The following is a 24,008-nucleotide window of genomic DNA, read 5'->3' on the forward strand; positions in this document are numbered from 1 at the left end:
AAAGCATGACCCAAGACAAACGCGGTTTTTTCGCTCAGGTATTTCTTGCCATGATGATTTTCTGCGGCCTGGTCTGGATCTGGACCGTCGCCTTCATCGTCGCCTGGCCGTGGGACAAGAGCGATATCTGGAAGCCGGAATTCCGCGTGGTCGCCGTCTGCGAAAAGGATGAAACCTGTGGCGTTGCCTACGGCGAGTTGGCCGCAGCCCGGACCAGCGGGCTGCTCAAGACTCTGAACCTGCCGGACAATGCCGGGGACGTGATGGAAAAGGACGGCTGGCTGCAGTGGAAGAAGATCGACGGCGGCCTGATCGAGGCCAAGGCTTCGTCCTGGCACTTCCAGACCATCATTCGCTACAAGGTGGAAGACGAGCAGCCGATTCTCGTCGAATACCAGGACGTCAACGTCAAGGCCTTCTATTTCGGCATTGCCGCGGCGCTGTTCTCCCTGTTCGGCATCTACCTGCGCAAGTTCCGCCGCTAACTCTCAAGCCAGACTGCCCGGCATCCGAAAGACGCCGGGCAGTCAGTTTTCTGCTTCAGAAATACCCTCTCACCGCCTGAATTGGCCAACCCCTGCGGTCGACCGCCTAAAACAGGCAATATTCAAGGCGCCAGATGGTGCCTCAGATCAGGCGCACCGGGATCAAGCCGCGCAAGGCATTGCCCAGCCAGAAGCCGGCCGCCAGATCTTCGGCCACCAGTACCGCCTCCTGCGCCTGACCGCTGGCCAGCAGTTCGGCCCGCAAGACCCCCGGCAGTGCGCCACTGGATAATGGTGGCGTCAGCCAGACGCCATCGCGTTCGACGAACACATTGCTGCGCGCCCCCTCGGCCACCTCGCCCCGCTCGTTGAGAAAGACCAGATCGAACACCGGATCGTCCGCCGGCAAGTCGCGCAAGGCGGCATCGTAGAGCTCGCGGGCGGTCGTCTTGTGGCGGCGCAGCGGGTCGCTGGCCGCTATCCTTTGTGGCGCCAGCCGAGCCAGACGTTGAGCCGCCGGCGCCTCGGCCAGCGGGAAGGACTGCACCGCCAACTGGCCTGCCTTGTCCAGCGTAAGCCGGACGCGCCAGGTGCCTGCGCTCGGCTGGCTGGCCAAGACCTCGTGCAACAGGGCTTCATCCAGCGGAAAACCGAACCAGGCTGCCGAACGGCGCAAGCGGGCCAGATGGCCAGCCAGCCGGGGGTAAGCGCCGTTTTCCCGGCGCAGGGTTTCAATCAGTTGCAGACCGGGATCGCAATTGCGCAGGAAATCCGCCTTCAGCAGGCATTCGCGCCATTCCGCCTCCGGTACCGAGTCGGCCACCACGCCGCTGCCGATCCCCAGCTTGCCGCTGCCATCGGCCGCCAATTCCAGCGTGCGGATCGCCACATTGAGCCGGAAATCGCCATTCGGCGCCCGCCAGCCAAGCGCGCCGGTGTACAGGCCGCGCGCGGAGTTTTCCAGTTCGGCGGCGATCTGCGTTGCCCGGATCTTGGGCGCCCCAGTGATCGAACCGCAGGGAAATAGGGCGTGGAGAATCTCGCCAAAACTGCGCCCAGCCACCGTCGCCGAGACCTCGGAAACCATCTGCCAGACGCTGGGGTAGGCTTCGATCTCGAACAGCCGGTCGACCTTGACGCTGCCATTGCTTGCCACCCGTCCTAGATCGTTGCGCAAGAGGTCGACGATCATCAGATTCTCGGCCCGGTCCTTGGTCGAGGCACGCAGCACTTCGGCCGGCACGCTGCGCGGCGCGGTGCCTTTCATCGGCCGGGTCTGCAAACGGTCGCCGAGCCGCTCGAGGAATAGCTCGGGCGACAGGGAAACGATGCCCTGCCGCGCATCGCCGACAAAGCCGCCGTAGCGCACCGGCTGCTGCTCGCGCAGGCGGGCATAGAGAGCCAGCGGCGAACCAAACCACGCGAAGTGCAAGGGAAAGGTGAAATTGACCTGATAGCAGTCGCCATCGGAAATCAGCGTTTTGATGCGGTCGACCGCAGCAAGGTAGTCATATTCGCCGAGCGTCGGCTGCAGCGCGCCGACCCCGGCCGGATGGTCGGCAAGCTGAATCGCCAGCCACTGCTCGGCCTCGGCCTGACTCAGCCGCCGGCAATCGGCAAAGCGCCAGACCCGGGCCAGCGGGCGCTCCGGCCCCGGCGCCCAATCCGGCGGTGCCGTTTTCGGCTCCAGCACATAGCCCAGTTCGTAATCGAGTGCCATCACCGACCATCCGGGCTCTGCGTCGAGCCGGGCCAACAGTTCGCCGAGCGATGCCGCGTCATGGGCGGTCAGACAATCGATCAGACCATCGAAGCACCAAGCGGCGGGTTCGCCAGGAGGCGCCCGCCGGTCTTCAAGAAATGCGAAAAACGGGAGAGTTATTTGCGCTTGAGGAAAAACTCGAAGACGCGATTTTCCTCTTTCTGCTCAACCAGTTCGTTACCGGTCTGCTTGGCAAACGCCGGAAAATCCTTCAGCGACCCCGGGTCGGTCGCCAGCACGCGCAGGATCTGGCCGGTTTCCATCTCGGCCAGCGCCTTCTTGGTCCGCAGGATGGGCAACGGGCAATTCAGCCCCTGTACGTCGAGATCGCGATCAAAGTCCATGGTCGATAGGCCAGTTGGTGAGGAGAGCGATTTTAACCCTAATTGCGCTTTTCCTTGATTTCCTCAAGCTGGCGCTTTTTCATCTCGCGCAACCGGGCGTCGATCACTGACTGCTCGTAAAAATTCGCGTCACCCGCCTGCTGGGCCAGTTGCAACTGCTCGATGGCCCCCGCCGTTTGCCCCTGCAGCGCAAAGACCTCGGCCAGCGCCTGGTGCTGCTGCGCCCGCCGGCCCAACCCGGCGTAGCTTTCGGCCCGCATCTTGTGCAAGCGCACATCGTCCGGGTAATTCTGCAACTGTTGTTCGCTAAAGCGCAGCGCTTCGTCGAAGTGCCGACTGTTAATCAACGCGCTACCGTTACCGTAAATCAAGGCCATGTTGAGCGGAAAGCGAACCATAGCGTCACGATAGATTGCCAGGCCGCCAGCGACATCGCCCTGCCCCAGGCGCGCCTCGGCCAACAGGCGATCCAGCATGGCGGCCGAAATTTTCAGCTGGCGCGCCGCCAGGATTTCCCGCTCCGCCCCCGCCCAGTCGCGTGAGCGAAGCAACGCATAGGCATAGCCATAGTGGGCCGCCGCCTCGGAGCCATATTTTTTCTCGCTGAGCAAGGTCGAGAAATCCTTGACCGCCTCGGCCGGTACCCCTTGCATCGCCCGCAGCTTGGCCCGGACCAGCAGGAATTCGTTGCTATCCCGGACCTGCCGGTAAGGCAGCGACTGTTCCCGGTTCTGCATATCGGTCAGCCGCTCGCCGGTCAACGGATGGGTGCGCAGATAAGCCGTTGCGTTGTTTTCGTAGAGACGTACGGCTTTTTGCAGACGCAGGAAGAAGGCCGACATGCCGCGCACGTCAAAACCTGACTTGCGCATAATCTCGAAGCCGAAACGGTCGGATTCCCGTTCGAAGTCGCGGGAAAATGCCAGCTGGTTGGAAATTGCCCCTGCCTGCGTCGTTGCGATCGCCGCCCCCGCCAGTTGGCCGTTCGAGCGGGCGGCCAGCAAGGCCAGCGCCATCGCCACCATCGCAGCAATACTCACTTGTTTCGACTGGAAAACCTGGCGTGCAATATGGCGCTGCGTAACATGCGAAATTTCATGGGAGAGCACGCCCGCCAGCTCCGATTCGCTCTCGGCCGACAAAATCAAGCCGGTATGGACTCCGATATAACCGCCGGGCATGGCAAAGGCATTGATGCTCCGATCATTGACAGCAAAGAAGGTGAAGCCCATGCCCGGATCGTTGCTGACCGCGGCCAGGCGTCCGCCCAGTTGGTTCAGGTAAGCCTCGACATCGGGATCATCGAGATAGGCCGTATCGCGCCAGCGGATTTCATGCATGATCTGCTGGCCAATTTTCTTCTCGGTGCTCAACGACAAGGCATTGCTGGCAACATCACCCAACTCCGGCAGATCATCGGCGCGCAAGGGCTGGACGGCCAGCGCCAGAGCAAGCAATCCGGTGACGAAACGTTGGGCAAGATGCATGGTGCTATGATAGCGCAGCCTGATTGCGCCCCTTCCTGGTGCAACGTAACCCTCTGTAATTTCCCGTGACGAACCAAACCCTCACCCACTTTGACAGTACCGGCCGAGCCCATATGGTCGACGTCGGCCACAAGGCCGAAACGGCTCGTGTCGCCCGCGCTGCCGGCAGCATCTTCATGCAACCGGCGACGCTGGCGCTGATCCGTTCCGGCTCCGCCAAGAAAGGCGACGTCATCGGCATTGCCCGCATCGCCGCCATTCAGGCCTCGAAACGCACCGGCGAACTGATTCCGCTCTGCCACCCAATCGCCCTGACCCGCGTTGCCGCCGACTTCGTCATCGACGAAGCACAAAACGCCGTGCATTGCGAAGTCACCGCCGAATGCTTCGGCAAGACCGGTGTCGAAATGGAAGCACTGACCGCCCTCTCGGTCGGCCTGCTGACCATTTATGACATGGCCAAGGCCGTCGACCGCGGCATGCGGATCGACAACATCCGCCTGCTCGAAAAATCCGGCGGCAAATCCGGGCACTGGCTTGCCGAATAACACTACGCCAACATAGATCCCATGCTTGAACTACGTCGCAAACTACTCAAGGGTGGCAGCACCCTGCTGCTCTCGCCCCTGCTCGGCAGCTGCCTGCTGACGCCGAGCGCGCTGCTCGCGGCCGAATGGAACCGCAACGCCTTCACCGCCCGCACCATCAATGACGCCCTGAAGGCCTATGCCGGCAGCGGCGCCGCCGAATCGCGCGATATCGTGATCAGCGCCCCGGAAATTGCCGAAAATGGCGCAAAAGTCGAGATCGACATCAGCAGCAACCTGCCCAACACCAGAACCTTGGCCGTTTTTGCCGACAAGAACCCAATGCCACTCTGCGCCTCACTCGATTTTTCAGGGGCCGCCCTGCCCTATGTCCGCGTGCAATTAAAACTGGCCGAAACGACGCGGATTCGCGCTGTCGCCAAAACAGCCGACGGCAAGACCTACATCGCCTTTCGCGAAGTCAAGGTCACGCTCGGTGGCTGCGGAGGTTAAGCCATGGCCGACCAGATCAAGATCCGCGCTCAGGTTCAAGGTGAAATCACGGATATCCGGGTATTGATGCAACACCCGATGGAAACCGGACAACGCAAGGACGAACGGGGGCAGACGCTGCCCATCCACTTTATCCAGGCATTTACGGTCAGTCTCAATGGCAAACCGTTGATCGACGGCCAACTGAATACGTCGATTTCGAAAAACCCGCTCTTTGCCTTCAAGGCCCGCGGCGTCAAGCCCGGCGACAAATTGGCGGTCGCCTGGACGGACAACCTGGGCGACAAGCGTCAGGATGAAATCACCATCGCCTGAGTTGCGTTACCGCCGCGTCAGGCCATGAAAAAAGCCCGCCTAAATCAGGCGGGCTTTTGCTTTTCTGCGATCCGAGACTTAGGTGCTCTGGATGTTGGAAGCCTGTTTACCCTTGGGGCCTTGCACGACATCGAAGGAAACTTTTTGACCTTCCTTCAGAGTCTTGAAACCATTCATGTTGATGGCGGAGAAGTGAGCGAAAAGGTCTTCGCTGCCATCATCAGGAGTGATAAAGCCAAAACCCTTGGAATCATTAAACCACTTGACGGTGCCAATTGCCATGTCTGAAACTTTCTTACAAAAAACTAACAAATTACGGGTCTCCCCGACTCCCTGTTTGAGCTCAGCGACCCGGTGCTTGCGGCAACCTTGATGCATCTTGAATCCAAACACGATTGCTTTCTACGCCATTAGAATTATTGCGTCAAGATTTTTCGATGCTGCTCTGCAGCATTGTCAAACCAAGGGATTGCGCCAGATCAAGGACATCAAGACGAAAATGTGAACCACCATTTCTGTTGCACAATGAAGTGGACTGTATAGAATCGAAATCATGGCTACGAAGCATCAGGAAGACGGACTGCTGGAGGCACAACGTGCCAAATTGCAGCCGCCAAAAATGTACAAGGTAATGTTGCTGAACGACGACTTCACGCCGATGGAATTCGTCATTACCGTTCTGCAACGATTTTTTTCTCTGGATACTGAACAAGCGACGCGAATCATGCTCAAAGTTCACAATGAAGGCCGGGGTGTCTGCGGAGTTTTTCCGCGCGACATCGCAGCCACCAAGGTGGAACAGGTGAGCGCTTTTGCCCGCCAGCACCAACACCCGCTTGCTTGCGTCATGGAGGAAAACTGATGATTGCCCAGGAACTCGAAGTCAGCCTGCACATGGCTTTTGTCGAGGCGCGTCAAAAACGCCACGAGTTCATTACCGTCGAACACCTCCTGCTCGCGCTGATCGACAATCCGTCGGCCGCCGATGCCTTGCGCGCCTGCGGCGCCAAGCCCGACGTGTTGCGCAAGGATTTGACCAACTTCATCATCGAACATACGCCGACCGTATCCGGCGAGGACGATATCGATACGCAGCCAACGCTCGGCTTCCAGCGCGTCATCCAGCGCGCGATCCTGCACGTCCAGTCGTCCGGCAAGAAAGAGGTCAATGGCGCCAATGTTCTCGTTGCCATCTATGGCGAAAAGGATTCGCACGCCGTCTATTTCCTGCAAAAGCAGGGCGTCACCCGTCTGGACGTCGTCAATTACATCTCGCACGGTATCAGCAAGGTGCCGCAGCAAAAGGCTGCCGCTGAAGGCGAGACCGAAGTCGAAAGCGAACCGAGCCAGGCCGGTCCGCTCGAGCAATACACGATCAACCTGAACGCACTGGCCTTGCAGGGCAAGATCGACCCACTGATCGGGCGTGACAAGGAGCTGGAGCGCGTCATTCAAACGCTCTGCCGCCGGCGCAAGAACAACCCCTTGCTGGTCGGCGAAGCAGGTGTCGGCAAGACCGCGATTGCCGAAGGGCTGGCCCGCCGGGTGGTCGAAGGCGACGTGCCGGAGATTCTGGCCAAGGCCAATGTCTATTCGCTTGATATGGGCTCACTGCTGGCCGGCACCAAGTATCGCGGTGATTTCGAACAGCGCCTGAAAGGCGTTCTGAAGGCCCTGCAGGACAATCCGCACGCCATCCTGTTCATCGATGAAATCCACACCCTGATCGGGGCCGGTTCGGCCTCGGGTGGCACGCTGGACGCCTCCAACCTGCTCAAGCCTGCCCTCTCGTCAGGCCAGTTGAAGTGCATTGGCGCAACGACCTATACCGAATATCGCGGCATCTTTGAAAAGGATAGCGCGCTCTCCCGCCGCTTCCAGAAGATCGACGTCAACGAACCCTCGGTCGCCGAAACCGTTGAAATCCTGAAAGGCCTGAAGGCGCGCTTCGAGGCCCACCACGGCATCAAGTACTCGGCGACAGCCATTTCGTCGGCTGCCGAACTGGCGGCGCGCTACATCACCGACCGCCACCTGCCGGACAAGGCCATCGACGTCATCGACGAGGCCGGCGCAGCGCAGCGCATTCTGCCCAAGTCGAAGCAGAAGAAGGTGATCAACAAGACCGATATCGAGGAAATCGTCGCCAAGATTGCCCGCATCCCGTCGCAGCACGTCACGCTAGACGATCGCGGCGCGCTGAAAAACCTCGACCGCGACCTGAAGGCGGTCGTCTTCGGCCAAGACAAGGCAATTGATGCACTGGCCAAGGCGATCAAGATGGCCCGTTCCGGACTCGGCAACCCGGGCAAGCCGATTGGCTCCTTCCTGTTCAGCGGCCCGACCGGCGTCGGCAAAACGGAAGTTGCCAAGCAACTGGCCTACTGCCTCGGCATCGAACTGACCCGCTTCGACATGAGCGAATACATGGAACGCCATGCCGTCTCTCGCCTGATCGGCGCGCCACCGGGTTATGTCGGTTTCGACCAGGGCGGCCTGTTGACCGAAGCGGTGACCAAGAAGCCGTATTGCGTTCTGCTGCTCGACGAAATCGAGAAAGCGCATCCGGATATCTTCAATATCCTGTTGCAGGTCATGGATCACGGCACGCTGACCGACAACAACGGGCGCAAGGCCGATTTCCGCAACGTCGTCATCATCATGACGACCAATGCCGGCGCGGCCGACCTGCAAAAGTCCAGCATGGGCTTCACCGCTGCCAAGCAGTCGGGTGACGAAATGGCCGAAATCAAGCGGCTGTTCACGCCGGAATTCCGCAACCGCCTCGATGCCACCATTTCCTTCGCTTCGCTCGACCGCGAGGTCATCCTGCGCGTCGTCGACAAGTTCCTGATGCAGCTTGAGGAACAGTTGCACGAGAAGAAGGTGGAAGCGCATTTCAGCGATGCCGTGAAGGAAATGCTGGCCGAAAAAGGCTTCGACCCGCTGATGGGCGCCCGCCCGATGTCACGTCTGATTCAGGACACCATCCGCTCCGCCTTGGCCGACGAACTGCTGTTCGGCCGCCTGGCCAGCGGCGGGCGGGTCACGGTCGACCTCGACAAAGAGGGCAAAATCAAACTCGATTTCGAAGAAGAAAAGAGCGAAGCCGTCGTCTAGGCGTCACACCACATTCCAACAAGCCATGCGATGCATGGCTTTTTTTCTGTCAGGGAGACAACCGTGAGTTTTAAAACACCCGACCTATGCGATGAATTCGAAGTAGACCTGGGCGACAGCCTGCGCGTCGTGGCCCCCATGTTCCAGCGCTATGGCGGGCGCAACAGTTTCTCTGGCGAGATTGTCACGCTGAAGCTCTTCGAGGACAACTCGCTGGTTCGTGAAGCCTTTGCCGATAACGGTAAAGGCAAAGTCCTGGTGATCGATGGCGGCGGATCGCTGCGCTGCGCGCTGGTCGGGGACCAACTGGCCATTCTGGCGCAAAAGAACGGCTGGGAAGGCGTCGTCGTTTATGGCTGCATCCGTGACTCCGGCGATATCAACGGCATCGAAATCGGCGTACGCGCCCTGAACACCCACCCGCAAAAAAGTATCAAGAAAGGTGTCGGCGACAAGAACATCGCCGTCACCTTCGGCGGCGTCACTTTCAAACCGGGCGAATGGCTCTACGCCGATGAAGATGGCGTACTGGTTTCCGCCAAGCCGCTCGTCTAGTCAAATAAACAAAGGGGGCCGCAGCCCCCTCGTTCAATCAGCTGTCGAGCAGCACACTGCTCTCGCAGCCAACCCGCAAACCGCCCCAGTGCCGGCCATCGACGATGATCGGCAGATTGATCTCGGACAGCACTTCGCCGGTATCACGGGCGTAGGTCTGGAGCAGCAGCGGCCGCGTATTTTTGGCTGCCCGCTGCCCGGTCGGGTCGTCCCAGATCCGTCGCGTCCGGTTGCCCACCAGGTCGGCCTGGTAATCGCCGGTCAAGGGCTTGGAATATTTCAGGTTGTGGATCGCCCCGTAACCCTGGGTATCGACCATCAGCGCGTACACACCGCCGCGCAACTGGCCCAGCGCCTCTTCGGCCAGCGGCTGGATTTCGCGCTCGAACGCAGCGGCATAACTGACTTCGAACTTCTGCGGATTGGTATTCGGGATCGGCCGATAACGCTGATCCCAGATATCAATGCCGCGCTTCGACATCTCCTGCATCGTGTCCTGCAGGCGCAGCAGCATCTTGCGGGCCTGATCGACATTGAAGTCGAACGAGCCGCGCCCGATTTTGAACCGCGAAACCAGTTCCTGAACGCTCTCGGTGGCCCGACTCAGCGTCTGGGTCGAGGTTTCGGACGACTGCATGCTGCCGGAAACCTCGTTCGACAAGGTATAGACCTGTGACACCGCCTCATGGACCTGGCCATTGGTCGCCGTCAACTCTTCCATGGCCGAGGCAATCTGGTTCAACTGATCGCCGGTATGCTCGAAGTTGCTGACCATGCGCTTGAACTCGGCGGATGAGCGCTCGACCACCTGCCTGGTTTGCTGAATATCAGTATTGATAACCTCGTTCTCATCCTGCGTTTCACGCACCAGCGAGATCATGCCGCCGATGTTGTCATTGATTTCCTGCGTCGCGACATTGACCCGCTCCGCCAGCTTGCGTACCTCGTCGGCCACCACGGCGAAACCCCGCCCCATTTCGCCGGCCCGGGCCGCCTCGATGGCGGCGTTGAGGGCGAGCAGATTGGTCTGATCGGCAATTTCCTTGATCAGGCCAGCGATCTTGCGGATGCTGTCGGAGCGCTGCGCCAAATGGCCGACCGTATCGTTGAAGGCAGAAAGCTTGTCGCTGACCGTCTGGACCTTGCTAACGATGTCAAACATCTCGCCCAGCGAGGCGCGTGCGGTTTCAAGATTGGATTCCGTCGACTGGGAAATCAGCTCAGCGGAGGCAGAAACCTCGTGGATGGCCTGAATGGCTTCCGTGCTAGCACCGAACACCGCGTTGGCAATTTCGCCCTGTTGCGTTGCCCGCTGCGCGGTCGAGGCCACCGTTTTCTTCACGAGCACGGCCTCGCGAGCGATATTGACGCTCATCTTGCGCACTTCGTTGATGATTTCCCGCATCTTGTCGGCGAAGCGATTGTAGGACTCGGCCAGTCCGCGCAATTCGTCGTGAGTAATGGTCGGCAAATTGCGCGAGAAATCCCCCTCGCCGCGTGCGATCTCGTCGAAAATCGTTGAGATCAGCTTGATCGGCCGCAGGATCAAATGGCGGATATAGAGAATCTGCAGGACATTCCAGAGCAGGGCAAAAACGGTCATCCCGATCATCAGCGTCAGACCGCTATCCATGCCCTCGGATATCCGCTGCAACACCTCTGTATTGACGCCGCCACGGGCCAGCTCGTCAGCGACCAGCCCTTTCTGGTGCAAGTAGATCGCCAGATAAGCCAGATCGACAAAGAACAGGATCAAAAAGCTCATCAGCTTTTTGGTCAGCGAATTCCAGAATGTGCGTTCATTCCATTCGTATAATCGCCGCAAAGTTTCCATTTTTGTAACCTGAAATTCAAAATTCGATGAATTCAATACTCCTTCCTCGACGCCGTCAAGCCAGCAAAAGGAGTACATAACGACGAACTCAGGTGGCCATGCAGCAAAAAAGGACCGGAAAGCATTTCACAGACTCAAAAAACATTTCATATCGTGAAACATTGAACATAAGCCAATGTTTAATAACAAAAATAAATTGTCTTATGTCTTATATAAGACTATTGCTGCCCTGCGCAAAAATAACTATACTTTGATCCATCGGCACTGCATCTCAAGCAAGCGCTTGCAGACCGTACCCCAAAACCAAATCTCTTGAGGAATTCACCATGAGCACTCGCGAACAGCAAATCGCCGCCCTCGAAAAAGACTGGGCTGAAAACCCCCGCTGGAAAGGCATCAAGCGCGGTTATTCCGCTGCTGACGTCGTCCGCCTGCGTGGTTCTTTCCAGGTCGAGCACACCCTGGCCCGTCGCGGCGCCGAAAAGCTGTGGGATCTGGTCAACAACACCCCCTACGTCAACTGCCTGGGCGCCCTGACCGGCGGTCAAGCCGTTCAGCAAGCCAAGGCCGGCATCAAGGCGATCTACCTGTCCGGCTGGCAAGTTGCTGCCGACAACAACGAATACGCTGCCATGTACCCGGACCAGTCGCTGTACCCGGTTGACTCCGTGCCGAAGGTTGTCGAGCGCATCAACAATGCCTTCAACCGCGCCGACGAAATCCAGTGGTCGAAGAACATCAACGCCGGCGATGCTGGTCACGTTGAATACCATCTGCCGATCGTGGCCGATGCCGAAGCCGGTTTCGGCGGCGTGCTGAACGCCTACGAACTGATGAAGGCCATGATCCGCGCTGGCGCTGCCGGCGTGCATTGGGAAGACCAACTGGCTTCCGTCAAGAAGTGCGGCCACATGGGTGGCAAGGTGCTGGTGCCGACCACCGAAGCCGTGCAGAAGCTGATCGCTGCCCGTATGGCGGCCGACGTCTATGGTGTGCCGACCCTGGTCATCGCCCGTACCGATGCTGAAGCGGCCGACCTGATCACCTCCGACTACGACGACAATGACAAGCCGTTCCTGACCGGCGAGCGTACAGCCGAAGGCTTCTACAAGACCAAGAAGGGTCTGGAGCAGGCCATCTCCCGCGCCGTCGCTTACGCCGAGTACGCCGACCTAGTGTGGTGCGAAACCGGTACGCCGGATCTGGAATTTGCCCGCAAGTTCGCCGAAGCCGTACATGCCAAGCACCCGGGCAAGATGCTGGCCTACAACTGCTCGCCGTCCTTCAACTGGAAGAAGAACCTGGACGATGCCACCATCGCCAAGTTCCAGCGCGAACTGGGCGCCATGGGCTACAAGTACCAGTTCATCACCCTGGCTGGCATTCACTCCATGTGGTACAACATGTTCGATCTGGCCCAGGACTACGCCAAGCGCGGCATGTCGGCCTACGTCGAGAAGGTTCAGGAACCGGAATTCGCTGCCCGCGACCGTGGCTACACCTTCGTCTCGCACCAGCAGGAAGTCGGCACCGGTTACTTCGACGACGTCACCACCGTGATCCAGGGTGGCAAGTCCAGCGTTACCGCGCTGACCGGCTCGACCGAAGAAGAACAGTTCCACTAAGCAACCGCTTTTGAAATTGCTGCCCTACCGGGCAGCAACAAAGGCCGGCACTCATAAGGTGTCGGCCTTTTTCACGTTGGCTGGGCAAGCATCCGGTGGAGCGAAAATTCGCCGCCGGAACAAGCACTCAATCGATGCTGAAGTGCTTTTGGAGATTCGCCAGGTACAAGTTTTCTTTCGCTGCCTTGCTGCAGTTGCGCAATGCAACCGGCTTGCCTTTGGCCTGCTGCGAATCGTGCAGGATCAGCAGCATGCCCAGCGCGGCGCTATCCAGGCTGGTCACGCCGGACAAATCAACATCGAAGCGTTGATCCCCGGTATCTGCTGCATGCTGCTTGATCTGCCCCATGAATTCCCTGTGGCAGGAAAAACCGAAGGGACCGACTATGTACAGGACTTTTTTTCCATGCGCCGAATTGCGCCACTCAATGCCCATTTCTCTCTCCCTGCTTGTTGCTTGTTATGACCGAACGATAAGCCTAGCAATTGCGGGTTGCAATATGATTAAACGCTTCGCTTGGCAACTGGCGATGAATGGCGGCAAAAACAGCAAAAACCTGTTGTATTCGGTACTCTATTTCAGTTTTTTTGCGATTAATAATATTCTTCTAAATAGCCGGAACAGGCCTCGGTGCATCGCTTAAAATGTTGACACATTGATAACTAGAAAGCTTCGCCAGTGGCGCGGAAAGCGCCAGCAGGCAAGCAGCGGGAACAGCCTCTTGCGTTCAAACTCTGCTTCATCCGGTTTTTTCGTCACACTCGTTCGTCTTTGTGTTGTGGCCACCTTATGGCTGTCGCCCGGCGCCCACGCCCATGAAAATGGCGTTGTCCGCATCGGCATACTGGCTTTTCGGGATATCCAGTCGACCCATCAGCAGTGGTCAGCCCTGGAACGCTACCTGAGCGAAGAGATTGGCGCGCAGCAGTTCTCGGTCGTCCCGATGTATCTCGATGACCTCAGCCAGGCGGTGGCCGCCGGCGAAGTCGACTTCGTGCTGACCCAGCCCGAGCACTACGTGTTGTTGCGCGCCCGCCATGGCCTGGCGGCCGTGTCCACCTTGATGTCGATGGTCGGCGAGCAGCCGGTAGCGCAATTCGGCGGCGTGATCTTCACCCGGGCCGGGCGTCCGGATATCAACAGCCTGAGCGATGTGAAGGGCAAGACGGTCGCCTCGACCCACCAGAACTCGTTCGGCAGCTATCGCATCCAGCAATGGACCTTGCTGGAGGCCGGCCTGCGACTCCCCGCCGATCTGAAAAACGTCGTTTTTACCGGTGCACCGCAGGACCAGGTGGTCGAACAGGTGCTGCGCGGGCAAGTCGATGTCGGTTTCATTCGCAGCGGCCTGCTCGAATCCATGGCGCACGAAGGGCGGCTGGATCTGGCCGCGATCAAGGTGCTGAACCGGCAAACGGTCAGCGGCTTCCCTTTGCTGCTATCGACCGAGCTTTTCCCGGAATGGCCGTTCTCGGCCGCCCACGATGTGCCGGAACCGCTGATCAAGGCAGTGACGCTGGCCCTGCTGAAGATCACACCGCAACACCCGACCGCGGTCAGCGGCAAGTTCTACGGCTTTTCGCCGCCCGCCGACTACAGCCGACTCGAATCGGTAATGCTGGCCTTGCGCGCCCACCCGGATCGCCTGGAACATTTCGATGCTCGCGACATTGTCGAAAAATACTCGCTGCAGGTTGCCGGCGGCTTGAGCGCCCTGCTCGGCCTGGCGCTGCTCGCCCTGTTCAAGCTGACCCGGTCGCGGCGCCAGATCGGGATCGCGTTGCGCGAACGGGCCAGCCTGCTCGACAGCCTCGGCGAAGGGGTCTATGGCATCGATCCGGCCGGCCGCTGCACCTTCATCAATCCGAAAGGGCTGGAAATGCTCGGCTGGACGAGCGAGGAGATCATCGGCTTCGACCAGCACCGGCTGTTTCACCATTCCAAGCCGGACGGCTCGCCTTACCCGCATGCCGACTGCCCGATGTACCAGACCTTGCACGACGGCAAGCGGCGCCAGGGCGAAGAGTGGTTTTTCCGCAAGGACGGCCAAGGCTTCCCGGTGCAATACTCGGTGACGCCGATCGCCGAGCAGGCCGGCCATGACGGTGCGGTGATCACCTTCCGCGACATTTCAGAGGCCCGCAAGGCCGACGAGTTGATGCGCATCGCCGCCATCGCCTTTGAAACGCAGGAGGCGATGGTCGTCACCGACGCCCGCAGCCAGATCCTGCGGGTCAACCGCGCTTTCAGCGAAGTGACCGGCTACAGCCCGGCCGAAGCGATCGGCCAGACGCCTGCGCTGCTCAAGTCCGGCTACCACGAGGACAGTTTTTACCAGGAGATGTGGGCGACGCTGAAGGAACAGGGCTTCTGGCGCGGCGAGATCTGGAATCGCCGGAAAAACGGCGAGATCTACCCGGAATGGCTGACCATCTCGGCCGTTCGCGGCGCGCAGGGCGACGTGACGCATTATGTCTCCTCCTTCCTCGACATCACACAACGCAAGGAAGCCGAGGAGCAGATCCAGTTCCTCGCCCTCTACGACCCGCTGACCCACCTGCCCAACCGTCGCCTGCTCAACGAGCGCCTGGCCAAGGCGGTGGCCGCCAGCGGCCGCCAGCGCCGCCATGCCGCGCTGCTGTTCATCGATCTCGACAATTTCAAGATGATCAACGACTCGATGGGTCACGACATCGGCGACCTGCTGCTGCGCCAGGTCGCGCTGCGCCTGCGCGACTCGGTGCGCAGCAACGATACGGTAGCCCGCCTCGGCGGCGACGAGTTCGTCATCCTGCTCGAAGAACTGAGCCCGAAGATCCACGAGGCAACGGCCCAGATCGAGCACATCGCCCAGAAGATGCTGGACGCGCTCGGCCGGCCCTACAAGTTCGGCGAGTTCTCCCACCATTGCACGGCCAGCATCGGGGCGATTCCTTTCATGGACGCCGGCGAAACCATCGAAAGCCTGCTCAAGTCGGCCGACATGGCGATGTACAAGGCCAAGGCGGCCGGCAAGAATCGCCTGTTCTTCTTCGATCCGGCGATGCAGACCGAAGTCGAAACCCGCGCCGCCCTCGAACGGGATTTGCGCCAGGCCCTGCTCGAACAGCAATTCGTCCTCTACCTGCAGCCGCAGGTCGATCAGTTTGCCCAAGTGCTCGGCGCCGAAGCGCTGATCCGCTGGCAGCACCCGAAACGCGGCCTGATTGCGCCGGCCGAGTTCATCCAGGTGGCCGAGGAAACCGGCCTGATCCTGCCGATCGGCCAGTGGGTACTCGAAGAAGCCTGCCGCCAGCTCGCCCGCTGGAAAAACCAGGCCGCGACCGCATCACTGACGCTGGCGATCAATGTCAGCGCCCTGCAATTCCGCAACAGCGCCTTCATCGACGACGTGGCGCGCGCCATTGGCGAAGCCGGCGCGCCGGCCAGCCAGCTGAAGCTGGAGATCACCGAATCGCTGCTGCTCGAAGACATCGACGGCACCATCACGCGCATGCAGACCCTGAAAAGCGAACTCGGCGTCGGCCTGTCGCTCGATGACTTCGGCACCGGCTACTCGTCGCTGAGCTATCTGAAGCAACTGCCGCTCGACCAGATCAAGCTCGACCGCAGTTTCGTCAGCGACATCGACCGCAACCCGAACGATGCGGCAATTGCCGAAGCCGTCATTGCCCTCGGCCGCTCCTTTGCGATCAGCGTCATTGCCGAAGGCGTCGAAACCGATGAGCAACGCGCAGCGTTGCTGGCCCGCGGCTGCCATGCCTTCCAGGGCTTTCTCTTCGGCCGGCCGGGGCCGATCGCCGAATTCCCGGTCGGCCAGAGCGGCCGTTAAGGCAAGGCCGGCGGTCGACTGCCTGAAAAGGGCAATTTTCAGCGCCCGCTTGCCGGCCGGCCCCTACACCGAGGGCCGCGTCCACATCCAGGCCAGCACGCCGGCACCGACCGCGCCGGGCAACCAGCGCCACGGCTCGGGCAAGCCGAACCAGCCGCTCACGGCACTGATCGCCAGCATCCCGCTGGCAGCGTATTTCGCCACTTTCGGGATCGCCCGGTGATCGCGCCAGGCGCGGATTGCCGGCCCGGCGGTCGGGTGCGCCAGCAACCTGGCCTCCCACTCCGGATGCGAACGGGCGAAGAAATAGGCGGCGAGCAGCAGGAAAGGTGTCGTCGGCAAGAGTGGCAGCACCGCGCCGACCACGCCCAGGGCGACCGACAGCAGACCGAGAGCACGATAGACCGGTGTTTTCATCGGGTGCAGCCTAGCGCAATTCCCAGTAGCTCGGCCGGCCGTAGGTTTCCTTCAGCAGGTCGATGAACAGCCGGACGCGCAGCGGCAGATGCCGGCGTTGCGGGAAGACGGCGTAGATGCCGAGCGGTGGCGCCTGCCAGGCATCGAGCACCGAGGTCAGCCGCCCCTCCTTCAGGTCCTGCCCGACCTCCCACAGCGAACGCCAGGCCAGGCCGCGCCCGGCCAGCGCCCATTCATGCAGCACCGCGCCGTCGTTGCATTCGAAAGCCCCGTTCACCTTCAGCGTTTCGACCTCGCCGCTGACCGGGTTGCGAAACAGCCAGCCGCGCTGCTGGCCGAGCGACAGGCAGTTGTGGCCGGCGAGGTCGGCCGGCTCGCGCGGCACGCCATGGGCGACCAGATAGGCCGGGCTGGCCACCACCATGCGGCGCATTTCGCCGAGGCGGACGCTGACCAGGCTGGAATCGGTCAATTCGCCGATGCGGATGGCGCAGTCGATGTTTTCATTGACCAGGTCGACCAGGCGATCGCTGAGGTTCAGATTGACCCGAACCTCCGGGTTGGCCAGCATGAAATCGCCGACCAGCGGTGCCACGTGCCGCCGACCGAAGCCGGAGGGCGCCGAAATACGCAACTGGCCGCTGGCCCGCACGCTGCCCAGCGAGACGGCAGCCTCGGCATTGGCCAGATCGTTGAGCACTTTCTGGCAATCCTCGAGAAAGGCCTGGCCTTCGAAAGTCAGCGTCAGCTTGCGCGTTGTCCGCACCATCAGGCGCACGCCCAGCCTGGCCTCCAGGGCATCCAGCCGGCGGCCAATGATCGCCGGCGTCACCCCTTCCTGGCGGGCTGCGGCCGACAGACTGCCGCGTGTCGCGACATTGACAAAGGCCGTGATCTGCTTGAAGGAGGACATTCGCTTTATACCTCAGGTAAAAGAATCTTCGCCAAAACGCCGGCTTATTTTATCTCTCAAGTAACAATAGAATCCAATTCATCCGCTAACCACGCCCTTCAGGCCATCCACAATGCAAACCACCGAAATGCTCCTCGTCGGTGCCGGCGCTTTCCTCGCCGGCGGCATGAACGCCATGGCCGGCGGCGGTACCTTTTTCTCCTTTCCCGCCCTGCTCGCCGCCGGCGTACCACCGGTCATGGCCAACGCCAGCAACACCGTCGGCCTCTGTCCGGCCAGCCTGGTCAGCGCCTGGGCCTATCGTCGCGAAGCCTTGCGCCATGGCAAATGGGCCCTGCTGCTGGTCGCCGTCTCGCTACTCGGCGGCATCGCCGGCGGCCTGTTGCTGCTCGCCACCAGTAACGAATCCTTCTCGCGCCTGATTCCCTGGCTGCTGCTGATCGCCACCGCCCTGTTCGCCTTCAGCGGCCAGTTCTCGCGCCTGATCAAATGGGCCAAGGGCCGGCTGGGCGGTGACGTCAGCGTGCGCAACCCGGGCGGCCCGGGCGGCGCCCTGTTCCAGCTCGTGGTCGCCATCTATGGCGGCTTCTTCGGCGCCGGGATGGGCATCCTGACGCTGGCCGCGCTGTCCATCCAGGGCTTCGAGGACATTCAGGAAATCAATGCGCTGAAGAACCTGACCTCCGGCATCAACTATTTCGTTTCATCGACCACCTTCATCATCGCCGGTGCAGTCAGCTGGCCGCACACCACGGTCATGCTGATCACCGCGATGGCCGGCGGCTATGCCGGCGCCTCGGTCGCCCGCCGCCTGCCCGCCATCTGGCTGAAGCGGCTGGTGATCGCCGTCGGCGCCAGCCTGACCGTCATCTATTTCATCAAGACCTACGCTTAACCTTCAACCTAAGGAGCTTTCCATGAGCCTCAACCTTCCGCAAGGCGTGCAAATCACCGGCGACATCAAGCCGGGTTACGAATCCGTCCTCACCTTCGAAGCGCTCGAACTGGTCGCCAAGCTGCACCGCGCCTTCGAAGCCCGCCGCCAGGAACTGCTCAAGGCCCGCGTCGTCCGCCAGGCCCGCATCGATGCCGGCGAAATGCCGGACTTCCTGCCGGAAACCAAGCACATCCGCGAAGGCGACTGGAAGGTCGCACCGATCCCGCCGGCCCTGCACTGCCGTCGTGTCGAAATCACCGGGCCGGTCGAAGCCAAGATGATCATCAACGCCTTCAATTCGGGCGCCGATTCCTACATGACCGACTTCGAGGACTCCAATTCCCCGAACTGGGACAACCAGATCCAGGGCCAGATCAACCTGTACAAGGCGATCCGCCGCGAACTCTCGTTCAAGGGCGAGAACGGCAAGGAATACAAGCTGAACGACAAGATCGCCACCCTGCAGATCCGTCCGCGCGGCTGGCACCTCGACGAAAAGCACGTGCTGGTCGACGGTCAGCGCGTCGGCGGCGGCATTTTCGACTTCGCCGTCGTCTTCTTCCACAACGCCAAGGAACAGATTGCCCGCGGCGCCGGCCCCTTCTTCTACCTGCCGAAGATGGAAAGCCACCTCGAAGCCCGCCTGTGGAACGACATCTTCGTCATGGCCCAGGACCACATCGGCCTGCCGCAAGGCACCATCAAGGCCACCGTGCTGGTTGAAACCATCCTCGCCACCTTCGAGATGGAAGAAATCCTCTACGAACTGCGCAACCACTCCGCTGGCTTGAACGCCGGGCGCTGGGACTACATCTTCTCCTGCATCAAGAAGTTCAAGAAGAACAAGAACTTCTGTCTGGCCCAGCGCAGCGCCATCACCATGGAAGTGCCCTTCATGCGCTCCTACGCCCTGGCCCTGGTCCAGGCCTGTCACAAGCGCGGCGCCCCGGCGATGGGTGGCATGTCGGCCCTGATCCCGATCAAGAACGACCCGGTGGCCAATGAAAAGGCGCTGGCCGGCATCCGCCACGACAAGACCCGCGACGCCAACGACGGCTACGACGGCGGCTGGGTGGCCCACCCGGGCCTGGTGCCGATCGCCATGGAAGAGTTCGTCAAGGTTCTCGGCGACAAGAAAAACCAGTTCGAGAAGCAGGTCGATGGCAATTTCGGCCCGGCCCAGTGGCTCGACTTCAAGCCGGAAACCCCGATCACCGAAGCCGGCCTGCGCAACAACATCAACGTCGGCATCCACTACCTCGGCTCCTGGCTGGCCGGCAACGGCTGCGTGCCGATCCACAACCTGATGGAAGATGCGGCCACCGCCGAAATTTCCCGCTCGCAAGTCTGGCAGTGGGTGGTTTCGCCGAAGGGTATCCTCGACGACGGCCGCAAGGTCACCGAAGAGATGGTCCGCCCGATGATCGCCGAGGAACTGGCCAAGGTTAAGGTCACCGTTTCCGCCCAGGGCGAAGACACCGCCACCTACGACCAGGCCGCCGTCATCTTCGACAAGATGTCGCTGACCCCGGATTACCCGGAATTCCTGACCCTGCCATTGTACGAAGCGATGGCCTGATTCCCGGAGAGGAAGCGGAGAGGGACCGAAGCGCCGGGGCAACCCGGCGTTTTTTGTTGACCACTGAAACTCTAGGGGCAGGTTCCCCGCTCGGAATTACCAACTTTTGCGGTCAACCGGATTTTTCGGCCCAAATTGAAAATCCAGCAGACTTTGAAAAAACATCTACACCTCGCCGGGAAAATTTATACAATTCAACCAATCAATTGATTAATTTGTATAAATGCTAACTCGCTCAATTACCCCGACGCTCCAACGTCTGGCTGCTAGCTTTCCGGTACTGGCAATGACCGGGCCACGACAGTCGGGCAAGACCACCTTAGCTCGCCACCAGTTTGCCGACAAACCTTATGTCAGCCTGGAAGACCCCATTGAGCGAGCCTTTGCCAACGAAGACCCGCGTGGTTTTCTGGCTCGCTTCACCCAAGGCGCAGTCTTCGACGAAGCCCAGCGTTGGCCAGATCTCTTCTCACACCTGCAAGGTATGGTCGATGCCGATCGCCGGCCCGGCCGCTTTATCCTCACCGGCTCACAACAATTCGGCCTGCTCGCCGGGGTCACCCAGTCGCTTGCCGGCCGGGTCGGCATGACCCGCCTGCTGCCGCTCGCCGCCTCAGAAATCCCGGCCGTCGCCGACCGCCAACTCTCGCTCGATGGCCTGATGCTCAAGGGCGGCTACCCGGCGCTGCATACCCAGCCCGTCGAACCTGCCGACTGGTTCGCCAGTTACATTGCCACCTACGTCGAGCGCGATGTCCGGCAAGTACTGAACGTCCAGAGCCTGCCCACTTTCCAGCGCTTCCTGCGCCTGTGCGCCGGTCGTACCGGACAACTCCTCAATATCAGCGCCCTCGCCAGCGAAGCCGGCATCACAGCCCACACTGCAAAAAGCTGGCTCGCCGTACTCGAATCCAGCGACCTCATCCACCTGTTGCCCCCGTATTTCCGCAATTTCGGCAAGCGCCTGGTCAAAATGCCGAAACTGTATTTTCTCGACACCGGCCTCGCCTGCTGGCTACTCGGCATCCGCAGCGAAGAGGTACTCGCCCTGCACCCGCTGCGCGGCGCACTGTTCGAAAATTGGGTGGTCAGTGAATTCATTAAAGCTCGCTACAACCAGGGCCAGCCTAGCGACCTCTACTTCTGGCGCGACAACAATGGTTTGGAAGCCGATCTGATTTTCGAGCAGGACAACCGCCTGCAAATGGTCGAAATCAAGTCCGGGCAAACCATCACCAGCGACACCATCCGCGCCGGACAACGGGCCACCCGCATGGCCGAAGACGAAGCGCTGACCCCCTGGTTGATCTATGGCGGCGACGAAAGCCACGAACGCAGCGGCGTGAAAATCTTTGGCTGGCGGGACTTTCCGGCGGCTATTTTGTAGCCATGAAAGCCCGCAGCTTGAGTGCCGCGGTCAACCAGAAAAACACAACAAAAAGCCAAACTCCAATCAAGCCAGCCCGTGCCAAAATCTCGCCTTCAGCAAATAACCCGTAAAACATAAAAAGCACTCAATGACCACCTTCAGCACCATCTTCAAAGACGCTAACATCCGTAACAGCCTTATTCAATTTACGGATGCCCATCTCGACCGGCTGGAAACCAGCCTCTTCGACAAAAACGGCAAGCCGGCGCTGAAGTGCCTGGTCACCGGCAAGGAAAAACTAGCGAAGCCCGAAGAGATCGTCCGTCAACTTTGGTTGCTCGAACTTACGGAAACCTACGGCTACCCACTCAGCCGCATCCAGATCGAATACCCGATCACCTTCGGCCGCGACACTTCCAAGCGTGCCGACATCGTGGTCATGGATGCAGACCACGCCGACACGCCCTACATCATCGTCGAGGTCAAAGCCGCCAAGCTCAAGGATGGCAAGGAACAACTGCGCTCCTACACCCACGCCAAAGGCGCGCCGCTCGCCCTGTGGAGCAATGGCGCGCTGGCCGTCATCTGGCACCGCAAGAACCCCAATTACTTCGTCGAAATCCCCGACCTGCCCAAGGTCACGCAAACCATTGACGACATCGCCGGCCAGCCGTGGACGGTAGACGTCCTGATCGACATCGAAAACAAGCGCATGGCCGAAGGCAAAGGCGCGCGCAGCCTCAAGCAATTGATCGAGGACATGGAAGACGAAGTCCTCGCCAACGCTGGCGTCGACGCCTTTGAGGAAGTCTTCAAGCTAATCTTCACCAAGCTCTACGACGAGATGTATTGCTTCCGGGGTCGCCACAAATACCTGCGCTTCCGCAATAGCAACACCGCCGCCCAACTCAAGGCCAACATCCAGAACCTATTCGACGATGCCAAGAAACAATGGGGTGGCGTCTTTCAGGACGACGACAAGATCAAACTCAGCCCCGAGCACCTGCAAGTCTGCGTCGGCTCGCTCGAAGAATGGAAACTCTTCAACTCCAATCTGGACGTGGTGGACGAAGCCTTCGAATACCTCGTCAACAAATCCTCAAAGGGCGAAAAAGGCCAATACTTCACGCCGCGCTGGGTCATCGACATGTGCGTCAAGATGATGAACCCGCAAGAGTCCGAAACCGTTATCGACACCGCCTGTGGCTCGGCCGGCTTCACCGTGCACGCCATCTTCCACGTCTGGAAGCAGATCCTCGAAGCCGAAGGACTGCCGGTTTCCCACCTGTTCACCATGGAAGACAAGCCGCAACGCTGCAAGGATTACGTCGCCGACAAAGTCTTCGCCATCGACTTCGATGAAAAATCGGTGCGCGTCGCCCGCTGCCTCAACCTAATTGCCGGCGACGGCCAGACCAACGTGCTGCACCTCAACACCCTCGACTACCCGCGCTGGGACAAGCGCATCAAGGACGACGAGGACTGGCAGGAAACCTACGGCCCCGGCTGGACAAAACTCAAAAAGTTGCGCGCCCAAAAAAGCGACAACCGCAACTTTCAGTTCGACGTACTCATGGCCAACCCGCCCTTTGCCGGTGACATCAAGCAAAGCGACATGCTCAGCCCCTACGAACTGGGCCACAAAAACAACGGCAAGCTGGAAAGCAAGGTCGGCCGCGACCTGCTCTTCATCGAACGCAACCTTGATTTTCTCCGCCCCGGCGGGCGCATGGCCGTCGTGCTGCCGCAAGGCCGTTTCAACAACGCCAGCGACAAGCGCGTGCGCGAATACATTGCCGAACGCTGCCGTATCCTCGCCGTCGTCGGCCTGCACCCCAATACCTTCAAGCCGCACACCGGCACCAAAACCAGCGTGCTCTTCGTGCAAAAGTGGAACGACGACGCCAGCGAGCCGCGCTACCACTGCCCCAAGGTCGATGATTACCCGATTTTCTTCGCCACCCAGCAAAAAGCCTCCAAGGACAACAGCGGCGACAAACTGATTGCCACCGACGCCGACGGCAAGCTACTGCGTGACAGCCATGGCCACTGGGTCATCCAGCACGATTTATTCAATCACGACGGGTTGACCGCAGACGGCATCGCCGAAGCCTTTACAGAATTTGCCGCCAAGGAGAAGCTGGTTTTTTTCTGAGTCGCCCCTTCGATGAAGCCCGTTACCAGGGCTTGTTGGAGGGGCTGGAAGCTAGCGAAGTAAATCTCAGTGAAGCGTTGGATGTAACTCGGTTCGATTCCGAGTATTTCCGTCCAGCTCTAATCAGCCTTCAGAGGAGAATTGAGGCGCTTCCTCACACAACGCTGGGGGCAAAGTCGCACTTTGTTGCAGGGCCATTCGGCTCAGAATTTTGCGTCGACAACTACGATGAGCAATC

21 protein-coding genes are annotated in these 24,008 nt (G+C 60.1%); 13 read left to right on the top strand and 8 right to left on the bottom strand.

Annotated features, from left to right (window positions below):
* Positions 1-5: 5 nt before the first annotated feature.
* Positions 6-485: a hypothetical protein gene (locus tag AT959_RS03885; protein ID WP_066880787.1), complete on the top strand. Its 480-nt coding sequence runs from the start codon at positions 6-8 to the stop codon at positions 483-485.
* Positions 486-627: 142 nt separating this feature from the next.
* Here AT959_RS03885 and pabB read toward each other — a convergent pair whose 3' ends face one another.
* The 3 genes from pabB to AT959_RS03900 all read right to left on the bottom strand — a co-directional run bounded on the left by pabB (position 628) and on the right by AT959_RS03900 (position 4,078).
* Positions 628-2,205, bottom strand: a complete 1,578-nt coding sequence (pabB, locus tag AT959_RS03890) for an aminodeoxychorismate synthase component I (protein ID WP_066880789.1) — start codon at positions 2,203-2,205, stop codon at positions 628-630.
* Positions 2,206-2,363: 158 nt separating this feature from the next.
* Positions 2,364-2,591: a sulfurtransferase TusA family protein gene (locus AT959_RS03895; RefSeq protein ID WP_066880791.1), complete on the bottom strand. Its 228-nt coding sequence runs from the start codon at positions 2,589-2,591 to the stop codon at positions 2,364-2,366.
* Between the two features lie 38 nt (positions 2,592-2,629).
* Entirely contained in the window at positions 2,630-4,078 is a 1,449-nt protein-coding gene (locus AT959_RS03900) for a M48 family metalloprotease (protein WP_066880793.1), read from the bottom strand.
* 65 nt (positions 4,079-4,143) lie between these two features.
* Here AT959_RS03900 and moaC point away from each other — a divergent pair, with 65 nt between their 5' ends.
* From moaC to soxZ, 3 genes are read left to right on the top strand one after another with little or no spacing between them, the layout of a single operon-like run.
* Entirely contained in the window at positions 4,144-4,626 is a 483-nt protein-coding gene (gene moaC / locus AT959_RS03905) for a cyclic pyranopterin monophosphate synthase MoaC (protein ID WP_066880795.1), read from the top strand.
* Positions 4,627-4,647: 21 nt separating this feature from the next.
* A complete protein-coding gene (gene soxY, locus AT959_RS03910; protein WP_066880799.1) occupies positions 4,648-5,118 on the top strand; it encodes a thiosulfate oxidation carrier protein SoxY in 471 nt (156 codons plus the stop codon).
* Positions 5,119-5,121: 3 nt separating this feature from the next.
* Positions 5,122-5,433 carry a thiosulfate oxidation carrier complex protein SoxZ gene (soxZ, locus tag AT959_RS03915; protein WP_066880801.1) on the top strand — a complete coding sequence of 104 codons (312 nt, stop codon included), beginning with the start codon at positions 5,122-5,124 and terminating at the stop codon, positions 5,431-5,433.
* A 78-nt stretch (positions 5,434-5,511) separates the two neighbouring features.
* Here the strand turns inward: soxZ and AT959_RS03920 are convergent, their stop codons facing one another.
* Positions 5,512-5,715 (bottom strand): cold-shock protein, encoded by a 204-nt coding sequence (locus AT959_RS03920; protein WP_066880803.1) that lies wholly within the window; start codon positions 5,713-5,715, stop codon positions 5,512-5,514.
* 271 nt (positions 5,716-5,986) lie between these two features.
* Here AT959_RS03920 and clpS point away from each other — a divergent pair, with 271 nt between their 5' ends.
* The 3 genes from clpS to rraA all read left to right on the top strand — a co-directional run bounded on the left by clpS (position 5,987) and on the right by rraA (position 9,108).
* Positions 5,987-6,295 (top strand): ATP-dependent Clp protease adapter ClpS, encoded by a 309-nt coding sequence (gene clpS / locus AT959_RS03925; protein WP_066880806.1) that lies wholly within the window; start codon positions 5,987-5,989, stop codon positions 6,293-6,295.
* Positions 6,295-8,553: an ATP-dependent Clp protease ATP-binding subunit ClpA gene (clpA, locus tag AT959_RS03930; protein WP_066880808.1), complete on the top strand. Its 2,259-nt coding sequence runs from the start codon at positions 6,295-6,297 to the stop codon at positions 8,551-8,553. The genes clpS and clpA overlap by 1 nt, the downstream gene beginning before the upstream one ends.
* Positions 8,554-8,616: 63 nt before the next feature.
* Positions 8,617-9,108 carry a ribonuclease E activity regulator RraA gene (gene rraA / locus AT959_RS03935; RefSeq protein WP_066880811.1) on the top strand — a complete coding sequence of 164 codons (492 nt, stop codon included), beginning with the start codon at positions 8,617-8,619 and terminating at the stop codon, positions 9,106-9,108.
* 37 nt (positions 9,109-9,145) lie between these two features.
* On the opposite strand, the gene AT959_RS03940 is transcribed toward rraA, so the two are convergent.
* Complete coding sequence (locus tag AT959_RS03940) at positions 9,146-10,942, bottom strand: methyl-accepting chemotaxis protein (RefSeq protein ID WP_066880813.1); 1,797 nt, start codon at positions 10,940-10,942, stop codon at positions 9,146-9,148.
* A gap of 326 nt (positions 10,943-11,268) precedes the next feature.
* Here AT959_RS03940 and aceA point away from each other — a divergent pair, with 326 nt between their 5' ends.
* On the top strand, positions 11,269-12,567 hold the full coding sequence (gene aceA / locus AT959_RS03945) for an isocitrate lyase (RefSeq protein WP_066880816.1): 1,299 nt from the start codon (positions 11,269-11,271) through the stop codon (positions 12,565-12,567).
* A 127-nt stretch (positions 12,568-12,694) separates the two neighbouring features.
* Here aceA and AT959_RS03950 read toward each other — a convergent pair whose 3' ends face one another.
* On the bottom strand, positions 12,695-13,003 hold the full coding sequence (locus AT959_RS03950) for an STAS domain-containing protein (RefSeq protein WP_066880818.1): 309 nt from the start codon (positions 13,001-13,003) through the stop codon (positions 12,695-12,697).
* Between the two features lie 343 nt (positions 13,004-13,346).
* On the opposite strand from AT959_RS03950, the gene AT959_RS03955 reads away from it, so the two are divergent.
* Entirely contained in the window at positions 13,347-16,400 is a 3,054-nt protein-coding gene (locus AT959_RS03955; protein ID WP_066880820.1) for an EAL domain-containing protein, read from the top strand.
* 63 nt (positions 16,401-16,463) lie between these two features.
* Here AT959_RS03955 and AT959_RS03960 read toward each other — a convergent pair whose 3' ends face one another.
* Both AT959_RS03960 and AT959_RS03965 read right to left on the bottom strand, forming a co-directional pair.
* Positions 16,464-16,817: a YbaN family protein gene (locus AT959_RS03960; protein WP_066880822.1), complete on the bottom strand. Its 354-nt coding sequence runs from the start codon at positions 16,815-16,817 to the stop codon at positions 16,464-16,466.
* Positions 16,818-16,827: 10 nt separating this feature from the next.
* Positions 16,828-17,730, bottom strand: coding sequence for a LysR family transcriptional regulator (locus AT959_RS03965; RefSeq protein ID WP_066880824.1), 903 nt, complete (start codon positions 17,728-17,730; stop codon positions 16,828-16,830).
* A 112-nt stretch (positions 17,731-17,842) separates the two neighbouring features.
* Here AT959_RS03965 and AT959_RS03970 point away from each other — a divergent pair, with 112 nt between their 5' ends.
* From AT959_RS03970 to AT959_RS03985, 4 genes are all read left to right on the top strand, one after another.
* Entirely contained in the window at positions 17,843-18,625 is a 783-nt protein-coding gene (locus tag AT959_RS03970) for a sulfite exporter TauE/SafE family protein (protein WP_066880826.1), read from the top strand.
* A 22-nt stretch (positions 18,626-18,647) separates the two neighbouring features.
* The gene (gene aceB / locus AT959_RS03975) at positions 18,648-20,246 is read left to right on the top strand and encodes a malate synthase A (RefSeq protein ID WP_066880828.1); all 1,599 of its coding nucleotides are present in this window, start codon (positions 18,648-18,650) and stop codon (positions 20,244-20,246) included.
* A gap of 286 nt (positions 20,247-20,532) precedes the next feature.
* The gene (locus AT959_RS03980; RefSeq protein ID WP_240481703.1) at positions 20,533-21,633 is read left to right on the top strand and encodes an ATP-binding protein; all 1,101 of its coding nucleotides are present in this window, start codon (positions 20,533-20,535) and stop codon (positions 21,631-21,633) included.
* Positions 21,634-21,763: 130 nt separating this feature from the next.
* Positions 21,764-23,770 (top strand): type I restriction-modification system subunit M, encoded by a 2,007-nt coding sequence (locus AT959_RS03985; protein ID WP_066880832.1) that lies wholly within the window; start codon positions 21,764-21,766, stop codon positions 23,768-23,770.
* Positions 23,771-24,008: the final 238 nt, after the last annotated feature.

Source organism: Dechloromonas denitrificans, assembly GCF_001551835.1.
Taxonomy (GTDB): Bacteria; Pseudomonadota; Gammaproteobacteria; order Burkholderiales; family Rhodocyclaceae; genus Azonexus; species Azonexus denitrificans.